5 protein-coding genes are annotated in these 11,023 nt (G+C 59.3%); 3 read left to right on the forward strand and 2 right to left on the reverse strand.

What is annotated here, in order from left to right:
• Nucleotides 1-331 precede the first annotated feature (331 nt).
• The gene (locus RSSM_RS10530) at nucleotides 332-1,324 is read right to left on the reverse strand and encodes an NAD-dependent epimerase/dehydratase family protein (RefSeq protein WP_008677778.1); all 993 of its coding nucleotides are present in this window, start codon (nucleotides 1,322-1,324) and stop codon (nucleotides 332-334) included.
• Nucleotides 1,325-1,535: 211 nt separating this feature from the next.
• Between RSSM_RS10530 and RSSM_RS10535 the strand changes: the two genes are divergently transcribed.
• On the forward strand, nucleotides 1,536-4,139 hold the full coding sequence (locus RSSM_RS10535) for a hypothetical protein (protein ID WP_008677780.1): 2,604 nt from the start codon (nucleotides 1,536-1,538) through the stop codon (nucleotides 4,137-4,139).
• Nucleotides 4,140-4,365: 226 nt separating this feature from the next.
• On the opposite strand, the gene gyrA is transcribed toward RSSM_RS10535, so the two are convergent.
• Nucleotides 4,366-7,212: a DNA gyrase subunit A gene (gene gyrA, locus RSSM_RS10540; RefSeq protein WP_390174050.1), complete on the reverse strand. Its 2,847-nt coding sequence runs from the start codon at nucleotides 7,210-7,212 to the stop codon at nucleotides 4,366-4,368.
• A gap of 275 nt (nucleotides 7,213-7,487) precedes the next feature.
• Between gyrA and RSSM_RS10545 the strand changes: the two genes are divergently transcribed.
• Both RSSM_RS10545 and RSSM_RS10550 read left to right on the forward strand, forming a co-directional pair.
• Nucleotides 7,488-9,455 (forward strand): AAA family ATPase, encoded by a 1,968-nt coding sequence (locus tag RSSM_RS10545; protein ID WP_081613742.1) that lies wholly within the window; start codon nucleotides 7,488-7,490, stop codon nucleotides 9,453-9,455.
• A gap of 109 nt (nucleotides 9,456-9,564) precedes the next feature.
• Entirely contained in the window at nucleotides 9,565-10,806 is a 1,242-nt protein-coding gene (locus RSSM_RS10550) for a DUF1559 family PulG-like putative transporter (RefSeq protein WP_008677787.1), read from the forward strand.
• Nucleotides 10,807-11,023 lie beyond the last annotated feature (217 nt).

Below are 11,023 nucleotides of genomic sequence, written 5' to 3' on the forward strand. Positions count from 1 at the left end.
CTCGGGTAAAAAACACCAACCAAGCCAGCCAACCCAACACGCGAGTGCTCACGCACTTCGGCTTACGTGCTACTCACTGCTCGAGTAGGTCACGCTTCGCATGACATCACACCGCCCTCGGTCTTGGAAAGACCGAGCTACGTGGGTGAGCCGAACGGCCGTAAGGCCTCGGGTAAAAACGCCAACCAAGCCAGCCAACCCAACACGCCCAATACCCGAGTGCTCACGCACTTCGGCTCACGTGTTACTCACAGCTCGAGCAGGCCACGCTCCGCTCGACATCACACCGCCCTCGGTCTTGGAAAGACCGAGCTACGTGGGACACCGCGACTTAAAGGATCCGATTCAAACCTTCGCTCAGCGGCGTCAGGTCACGGCCCAAGATCTTTCGCATCTTGGTGATATCGGGGCAGCGGCGGGTCATGTCTCCTTCGGGCAGCGGTGGCAGATGCACGATCTTTGACTTGCTGCCGACTTTCTCGATGATCGTCTCGGCCAGTTCCAGCACCGTGATCTCGACGTCGCTTCCGATGTTGATGATCTCGCCGGACCACGATTCATCGTCGAGCACCTTTTCGGTCGTGTCGAGGTTGTCGTCGACGTAACAGAACGTGCGGGTTTGCTTTCCGTCTCCGTAGATCGTGATATCCTTGCCCGCCCGAGCGGCTTCGATGAACTTGGGTACGACGAAGTCCGTCGTTTGCTTCGGCCCGTACGTGTTGAAAAAGCGGAACACGTTGAAATCGAGCCCGAACTCTTGATAGTACGATCGGAAATACGACTCGCCGAGGTTCTTGATAATCGCGTACGGCAACCGTGAGTTCAGCGGCGTCGTCTGTTCGTGCTGGGGTAATTCGACCGGCTCGCCATACACCTCGCTGCTGCTGGCGTAGAAGACGCGCCGCACGCCGGTGTTTTTCGCCAACGACAAAACGTTGCGGATCCCGTCGATGTCACGCAGCACCGCGACCGGATTGGCGAGCGTTCGCTGCACACCCACCAACGCCGCATAGTGAAACACCGCGTCGAATTGGTGCGCCGTCATGATCGGCGTCAAATCTGACAAATCGTTCACGTCCGCTTTGATGAACCGAAACCGCGGATGATCCAACGGCGGAAGCTTATTCACGCTCCCGGTCACCAAATTATCAACCACGACGACTTCGTTGCGCGGACTCTCGACCAACCGGCAGGCCAGCGAACCACCAACGTTCCCCGCCCCACCGGTGATCAAAATTTTTCGCAGGTCCGATCCCGGTCCGGTCGACGAATGAACAGAAGAAGGTTGGCCAGCAGGTGTTCCGGAGGCGGAGTTTGAATTCATCAGGAAGAGACATCTCGAAAAGGATCGGGTCGCGGCAAGACCGTCGGACGACGCCGGTAGAAAACGGCAAATCTACCAAACTTCGCCGTCCCAGGCAGGTCGGTGCGTTTGTGAGACTCGCGAAACACCACGGATCGGAGCGTTTTGCGGGTCAGATCTTGCTGCCGAGCGGTGCGATTTGATATGGGCAGGCAACCCGAGAGAGTAGCCTGTGCCTGATCCCGACCCCGCCACCACCGACGACGCCCAATCCGATTCCGGATCGTCCAAAATATCACTATCCGTCGCGACCGCCGGCACCGCCGTGCTCGCGACGATGACGGGGTTCGCTTACCTATTTTCACTTTGGGCGAGCAGCGGAGAAATCTCGCCAATCCAAACGCTGAAGATCGCCTCGTCGCAGTACGTGGCGGGCAACGCCGTTGTCGCCGGGGAACTCGCCGCGTCGGTCGAACTCGACGAGGAGAGTGAAACGGATCAAGAGTGGATGCCTCTGCACTCGTTTTTCATCGGTGCCGGTCAATTCGAGAAAGCCATGCGGTTGGAATCGCCGCGGGCCCGCCGAAAAGAACTGCAAGAAGCGATCCCGCCGTTGGTCAACGCCGAAACGCTCGGCTTTCCCGAAGGCCGGGCTGCCGACGGACACCGGATGCTCGGTATGGCGTATCACCAAGTCGGCGACTACGAGGCCGCCGCGAAGCACTTGCAAGCCGCCATTGATGTCGACCTGACCCTCCGCGGGGAACTCGTGCCCATACTCGCGATCGCACGAGCACGACGACCGCGTGAAGACCTCGACGAAGCGATCGTTGCGATCGACGAATACCTCAACGGCGAATCGCTCGACGCGGAACATCAAGTCGAAGCCAACCTGATGAAGATCGATTGGTTGATCCAACTCAGACGATTCAAACAAGCACAACAGACCATCGAGAAATCCTACAAGACGATCGCACCGGCGCTGCAGCAACACGCCGGATGGTCGCTCGCCGCGCAAGACGAATTGAAACTCAAAGACGCCGAACTCGTCATCAAGCGAATGCTCGCGTCGGTCAACCGCGCGCACGGGGAACGCCTCATCGCCGACATTCCCGCGCGCGCGAGCAAACAAATTGACGCGGACCAACGCGAGAAACTTTCCGAGGTTCTCAAAGAACTCGCGGTGCTGCAACGCGAAGCCGAACCGTCACTGGCCTCGCGTTCTCGCCTGACCGCCGCTCAAGCGTTCCTGCTTTCCGGGCAACAAGACCTCGCCCTCGCCGAACTGACGCAACTCCGCCAACAACGTCCTTTCCGCGAAGACGGTCTCGAAGGCGGTCTGTCGGAAATGGAACTGCTGGCGAACTTTGGCAAAGGCCCTGAAGCCGTGCAGACGGCGAAATATCTCGTTCGCGAGATGAACCAAAGCCGTCACTTGAACTTCACGCAAAAGAAGGAAGCCGAGTTTCGTGCCCGCGTTACTGAAACACTCGCTGTCCTTCGCGAGTCAGGTGAATACGCGGCGGTCGTCGAGATCGCCGATTCGATTCCATCGCTCTTTGGCGAAGCCCCCGCGTTGATCGAGAAAGCGATCGCCTATCGCGATTGGGGCGACGCCACGCTGTCCGCCGGACGCGGCCGTGGTGACGAGGTTTCCCGGGAAGCCTTCGCGTCCGCGCGGGCCCGGTTCCGGGGAGCGGGCGATGCGTTCGCGAGTGCCGCCGAGATTCAATTCGACACAAAAGAATACGTGCCCACTCTTTGGCAAGCGATCGACTCCTACCAACGCGGACGACACTTTTCCAAGAGCATCCCGTTGCTCGAGAACTTCCTCCGCTACGAAGACCGTCTCAAACAACCCGCTGGCTTGGTCGCTCACGGTCGGGCGTTGCTCGCCGAAGGTCGGCCGGACGAAGCGATGGATTCGCTGCAGACTTGTATCATCGAATTCCCTCGCGACCCGATGCGATACGAAGCCCGCTTGCTCGCCGCTCAGGCCGCTGCGGACTCACGCGACAACGAGGAGGCCAAGCGGTTGCTGAACGAGAATTTGTCCGACGGGCAACTGACTCCGCAAAGCCCGGTGTGGCGAGATTCCTTATTCACGCTCGGTGAATTGCTCTACGCCGAGAGCGATCTGCAAACACTCGCGGCGCTGGCGCTGCCACTCAATGAACGCATCGAGAAGCTACGTGAAATCGAACCGCTACTCAACGACGCCCTCCGCCGACTCAACGAAGCCGTCGATCGTTACTGGCCGCTGCCACGCGCGCAAGCGGCGGCGTATGAATTGGCGCGTGGCCAGCTGCTCGCCTCGCGGCTTCCGGAAGCGGAGCTCGAGAGCCAAGATTTGCTCGACGCGGCACAGCGTGATCTGCGACAGAAAGCCAACCGGTTTCGCCAGTCCGCACTCGATCGATTCACCGCGATGGTCCGGTTCATGGACATGGAAGAACGCGATGATGACCTCAGCGAAAAACAAAACGCGATTTTGCGTAACTCGTTGCTCGGTCAAGCCGACACGCTCAAATCCATGCGCCGCTACGCCGAAGCCGCCGAAGCGTACCGGGACATGTCGCTGCGATACATGAACGAACCACCCGCCCTCGAAGCACTACTGGGCCAATCCAGAATGGTCCGCATCCTCGGCCGCGATCGCGAAGCCGACATGCTGATCAGCCAAGCCGCCGTGGTCTTGGACCGAATCTCCGATCAGTGGGACGACCGCTTCGACGAGATGACACGTTTCAGTCGCGACGACTGGAAGAACTACCTGCAATGGATGATCGGCCGTCTCGACCAAGCCAACCGATTAACAGGAAGCAACCGGCGATAGGTCAGGGTTGAACAGCAGCGAACCGAAGAGCCTCGAGGTCCCGTTGCTCAAGCGTGAGTCGTCTCGCCTAAAGTTCGTTTGGAAACGCGCCACGTAGCTCGGTCTTTCCAAGACCGAGACCGCACAGCAATTCCGCTGAAACAGTGCCAACAAAACGAACAACCCTCAGCGATCGCCTGCAGCCTGGATGTTCCTCTTGGAAAGACGAACCTACGTGGGCAAACGCTCAGCTCGCTGGCGCAGCCGGTGCGGCTTCGTCGGATTTCTCTTCCGCTGGAACTCGCACCACAGCGATCAGCTCGTCGTCCTTGTCGACGTTCATGATCCGCACGCCCTGCGTGTTGCGTCCGATCACGTTGATGTCGGCGGCCGAGATTCGCTGCAACTTGCCTTTGGCGGTCATCATGAACAGCTCGTCTTCATCCGTCACGCGAGCAATCCCGATCACCTTGCCGTTTCGCTCACTCGTCTTGATGTCACGCAAGCCCTTGCCGCCGCGCTTTTGAGTCCGATAGCGGGCCGAGCTGCTGCTCGCCGAAGCCGATTCATCATCGCCCTCGGCGGCGCTCTCGCCAGCGGTCTCGGCACCATTTTCGTCGTCTCCGGCCTCAGCATCGGACGCATTCGGACCAAACGGTGTTCGTTTGCCGTAACCGTTCTTGCAAACGGTAAGCAGCGTCGCATCCGGATCGGTCACAACCATACCGACCAAGCTGTCATCGCCCATCAACGAGATGCCTTTCACACCGGAAGTGTTCCGTCCCATCGGCCGCGAGTCGGATTCCTTGAACCGAATCGCCATCCCGTCAGCGGTCACCAACAACATCTCGTCATTCGGTCCGACCACGGCAGCATCGACGAGTTCATCGCCCTCGCGAAGTTTGATCGCGATAATACCACCACGTTTCGGACGGCTGTACTGTTCCAGCGGCGTCTTCTTCACCAACCCGCTGCGCGTTGCCATCGCGACGTAGTGACCGGGTTGATTGAAATCACGCACGGCCAAGCACTGTGCGATTTGTTCATCCGGTTCCATCTGCAACAGGTTCACGATCGCGCGACCCTTCGCATCACGTGCGAGTTGCGGGATGTCGTAGACCTTCTGCCAACGCACTTTACCCGTCGTTGTCAGGAACAACAGGTACGCGTGGGTACTGGCGACGAACAAGTGTTCGATCGGATCCTCGTCATCGCTCTTGGCACCCTTGAGGCCTTTCCCGCCCCGGCGCTGCGTGTTGTAAACACTCGTCGGGGTTCGTTTGATGTAACCACGGTGGCTGATCGAAACCACCATCGGTTCTTCGGTGATCAGGTCCTCGAGATCAATGTTGCCCAACTCTTCATGGCTGATCTCGGTGCGTCGTTTATCGCCAAAGCGACGCTTCATCTCTTCAAGATCGTCCTTGATGATATCGCTGACACGTTGTGGGTTGGCCAGGATATCGAGGTAGTCGGTGATCTCACGCAGCAACTCGGCGTGCTCGCCCGACAGTTTCTCCTGTTCGAGGTTGACCAACTGGCCCAACCGCATGCGGAGAATCTCGTCGGTTTGAACACTCGTCAGCGTATAGCTCTCGGCCTTACCGCGTTCGGTCTCGAACTGTTTGAACCCGTCATCCCCGAGAGCCCGCTGCAACATTGCGGCCGGGCACTGGATCGCCATCAAACGCTCTTTCGCTTCCGGCTGCGTCCGCGATGTCCGGATCGTTTGGATGATCTCGTCGATGTTCGCCAGAGCGAGCAACAAACCTTCGACGGTGTGTTTGCGACGTCTCGCACGAGCGAGCAGGAACTGCGTCCGTCGACGGATGACCGTTGTGCGGTGCCGAAGAAACTCCGTCAACATTTCCTTCAGAGTCAACTCGCGCGGCTTGCCGTCGACCAACGCGAGGAAGATCAGCGAGAACGTGTCCTGCAGCGGCGAGAATTGATACAACTGGTTTAGGATCACATCCGGATCCTCACCCCGTTTCAACTCCACGACCAGCCGCACGGGCTCCTTCAAATCGCTCTCATCGCGGATCGCCGAGATCCCTTTGATCCGATCGTTGTTCACCAACGATGCGATCTTTTCAATGATCCGGTCGCGATACTGTTGGTAAGGAATCTCGGTGATGACGATGCGACTGCGATTGCCGCGCATCTCTTCAACTTTGCATTTCGCCCGCACCACCATCGTGCTGCGACCGGTCTTGTAACCACGGCGAATGCCGGCGCGGCCACAGATGATTCCGCCTGTTGGGAAGTCAGGCCCTGGGATGATTTCGCAAAGTTCGTCGATCGTTGTGTCGGGTTCGTCCACCAACTTGATCAACGCGTCGCAGACTTCCGACGGGTTGTGTGGCGGAATGCTGGTTGCCATCCCGACCGCGATCCCGCCTGACCCGTTGATCAACAGGTTCGGGAATTTACTCGGCAAGACTGTCGGTTCGGTGCGAGCTTCGTCATACGTCGGAACGAAGTCCACTGTGTCGAGTTTAATGTCCTCGAGCATCTGTGCCGCGACGGCCGACATGCGTGCTTCGGTATACCGCATCGCCGCCGGAGGCAAACCGGCCACGCTGCCGAAGTTCCCCTGTTTGTCGATCAGCAACGACCGCATGTTCCATTCTTGTGCCATCCGGACCAACGTCGGATAGATGACACTTTCCCCGTGCGGGTGATAGTTACCAGAGGTATCACCGGAGATTTTCGCGCATTTGACGCGTTTACTGCCTGGGCCGAGATTGAGGTCGTTCATCGCGACCAAGATCCGCCGCTGCGAAGGCTTCAGACCGTCACGAACGTCCGGCAACGCTCGACTGACGATCACACTCATCGCGTAGGTCAGATAACTCTCGCGAAGTTCGTCTTCGATCGGCAAGTCGACGAACCGCAGCGCACCATGGCCGCCCGGATCGCGGTCACCGTTGCCGCCGTCTTCCGGGGCACCGCCGGTCGGTGGGGCCTCGCCGTTTCCGTTGCCACCGCTACCGCCTGCACCACCCGCGACTGCACCGTCGTCGGGTTGCCCACCGCCAGGCTGCTCATCGCCGGGGCCGTTCGCACCCGCGTTTTCGCCTCCTTCGTTCACCGGGCCGTTGCCGTTGTCGGATTCGTCGGATGGGTTGTCGATGTCGTCTGGGGTATCGCCGTCGTCAGCCAAGTGTCTTCTCGCATTAAATGCGGTAGAAAAGATGTCCAAGTCGCTGCGAAACCGGCCCGCCGCGAAGCGGAGCAGTTTACCCGATGCGAGGTTTTCTCACAACGGCCCGACGGCGCACCGTGATTGACGCAAGGCCTTGATTTCCAAATACTTACGCCCTCACTGTTTACCCACCTTTTCTGCCCGCGTGCGAGTGCATGTTCATGTCTGGTCCCGACGACGACGCAATCCTTCGTTCGATCCGTTTGTTCCGGGAGGCACTCGAACAGACTCAGCAACTCTACGTGGAAGCCGGCGAGATCGCCGAAGGCAGTTACGGTTGGCTGGCGGGCGATCCCAATCTACGCGCTTCCTCGGATAACCCTAGCGAGCCAGCGGGCCTGAGCGGGCACGCTTCCGGAACGAGCATGGCCGAGCAGATGGACGACTTGCATCAAGGCTTCGTCATGAAAGTCTTCGCCGAAACGCTGCCGGACCCTTCGGCGCAAACAATGCAACAACGTCAACTCGGACGCGTCCTGCTCGAACACATCTGGCACCAACCGGTGATGGGAACGGCACTGCACGAGGCGATCGATTGGCTGATCAGCACCGCGCAAGACCTGTCGTGGTACGACGTGACGCGCCCGTTCCTCGAACTGCCGTCGCTGCGTGACATGTGGGGCGACGTCGAAACCATGGCCGCCCGACTGGCGACGATGATCGCAGTCGTCGATGGCTACGAAGATAGCATCGACCGAACCCGCATTCACCACATCCAGGATGAACTCGAATCCGCCAAGGCGTCGGCGAAAGGACTGTCCGTCGGCGGCCCGCCCGCTTCTTCGCCCCGCTCCCCTAACCGAGACGACTCGGCGCCGTTGCCTTCGGAAACCAAAGACCATCAAGCCGACATCGACAACGCTCGCGACGCGATCGCTTGGCTGCGTGGCGAAGCCAAACGGCTACGCGAAGGAACCGAAGAACGTAGTGGCATCGGAAAAGACGCCGCCGTCAAATCCACCCCGACGGTATCCGGCGGACGCACCAAAACACCACCGCCTCAAAACGATTCGGCCCAAACAAGCGAACCACCGGAAGACGACCGAACGCCGGAGGAACGACTCCAAGAGGCACGTGCCAAGTTGGACCGGCTCATCGGACTCGAGGCGATCAAGAATCAAATCCAAACCCTCGCGAACTTCCTCAACATGGAACGCAAACGCGAGGACATGGGGCTGCCCACGACGCGTCCGAGCCTGCACATGGCGTTCGTCGGAAACCCGGGAACAGGAAAGACCACCGTCGCGCGGATCATCGCCGAGATCTACGGCGCCCTGGGCGTGCTATCCAAAGGACACCTCGTTGAAACCGACCGCAGCGGATTGGTGGCGGAGTACGCAGGACAAACAGGCCCCAAGACCAACGCGAAGATCGACGAAGCCCTCGACGGTGTGCTCTTCATCGACGAAGCCTACACGCTCGTCGACGAAGACGGCCAGGACCAGTATGGCCGCGAAGCCGTGCAAACGCTGCTCAAACGCATGGAAGATCAACGCGACCGGCTCGTCGTTATCCTCGCTGGCTACCCTCGCGAAATGACACGCATGATCCGCAGTAACCCGGGACTCAGCTCGCGGGTCGGAACAACGATGCACTTTGACGATTATGCCCCCGAGGCCTTGAGCCGAATCTACGAACTGATCTCGGCCAAAGCCAAGTACGAACTGCCGACCGAAACACGCCGCCGGCTCCTTCGCGGTTTCACTCACCTGTACTTCAACCGCGATCGTCACTTCGGAAATGGCCGAACCGCACGCAACTCATTCGAACGCAGCGTCCGACGACTCGCCAACCGGATCGCCGAGGCCACCGATGTCACTCGCGAATTGCTCGTGACGATGCTGCCCGAAGACATCGAACTGCCCAACCTAACCGACGCAGAACTCGACGCCCTCGTCGAACCCGAAGGCATGATTCGCGTTCTGTGTGCTCAGTGTGAAGCGCCGCAGGTCGTTGACGATCGCATGATGGGCAAAGAGACAACATGTTCTTCTTGCAATTCAACTTTTCAAATCGAATGGGGCAGCCCAGTGATCGATATGAAGCCATCGCCAGACGAGGCGAAACAATCGGACGCGAAACGCGCAGACCAAGCTTCTTTAAGTTCCGGTGAAGATCAGGGGTCGTGATTGTGAAGTCTCGATCTGCTCGTTGAATTGAGATTGCCACCCTAAGTCGATCCGAAACAATCCAGAGGACTTGATTTCGAGCCTCCTCTTATTTTCGGATTCACCCATCGTGAATATCTTCACCATTCGCTCATCGAAGCATCACGTTCGCGGCTTCACGCTGATCGAAATGCTGGTCGTGATTTCGATCATCGGAATTCTCGCCGCGTTGTTGTTGCCGGCGGTTTCCAAAGCCCGCGAGAGCGCCCGAGCGGCGCAGTGCCAAAGCAACCTCAAGCAATTCGGCATTGGCATGATCGGCCGCACCACGAGCGAAGCGAACGGCGAATTCTGCAGCGGCGGGTTCGATCCCGAACGAGACGGCGTGCCGACCGAAGTGGGATGGGTCGCAGACCTCGTCCGGCGCGGAGTCCTGGTCAGCCAAATGCGATGTGCGAGCAACCCGGCGCAGACCAGCAAGGCGATCGAGTTCATGTTGACCGAGAACGCCGCGTCGTTCACGAACGGATGCGTGGATTTGCTCGGCAACGAACCTTACGAAAGCGACACCGGATACACGATCTACAATGTCGCCCGAATGATCGCCGGCAGCAGCGCCCCGTCGCCGCCGGTACCACCGAGCACCGCACCGATCGCCGCGTCCACCGCGGACCGCGCCGAACTGATTCACAAAAAGATGCTCGAGGACGGCTACGACACCAACTACGCCGCCTCGTGGTTCCTCGTTCGTGGCGGCATGACGCTCGACGAGAACGGCAACCCGACGCCGAAAGACCCCAGTTGCAGCCTGAAGATCAAGAGCCGGAACGTCACCCGTGGCCCGCTGACGACGCGTTTCCTAGACAGTTCGCGGGCACCGGCCAACACAGTCCCGCTGTTGTGCGATTCCTCGGCGATCGGTTTTCTCAGCATCGGAACAGGCGACCTGCTCGCGGGCACACCGTACACCACACCTATGGTGGGTGGCCCTATTTTGCACCGGCAAGAGATCGACACCACAGGCGACGGCGCCCCGGACACGCCGATCGCCTCCGCATCTCACCTGGCGTCCCCGGAACTGCTCAAGGCACCTGTATTCCCCGTCCCGACGTCGCGCACCGGCGTCACGGGATGGTTGAAAACCTGGAGCCTGGACACACGCCAAGACTACCGTGGCATGTCTGCTCATCACAACGGAATCTGCCACGTCCTGATGGCCGACGGCAGCGTCCAAGCGATCACGGATTCCAATGACGACGGTTTTATCAACAACGGCTTCCCAATCGCCCCCGGATACTGGACCAGCGCCGAAATCGAAGCCCCCGACCTCGTCCTAGCCAGCTATTACTCGCTCAACAGCAAAGGCGAGTAGCAAGCAACCGGCGTTTGCACACATCGCGATCGCCTGAACGGTATCGAACGCACGACGTGGCGGTGACCAAACGAATCTCTCACGTGCCAGATCTCTCGGCATCCGAAATGCCCCAACCAAGCGAGCCGAATGGCCGTAAGGCCTCGGTTAGAAACGCCAACCACCAAACCAAACCAACACGCCCAATACCCGAGTGCTCACGCACTTCGGCTCACAT

It is taken from the genome of Aporhodopirellula sallentina SM41 (assembly GCF_000346505.1).
In the GTDB taxonomy this organism is placed as follows: Bacteria; Planctomycetota; Planctomycetia; order Pirellulales; family Pirellulaceae; genus Rhodopirellula; species Rhodopirellula sallentina.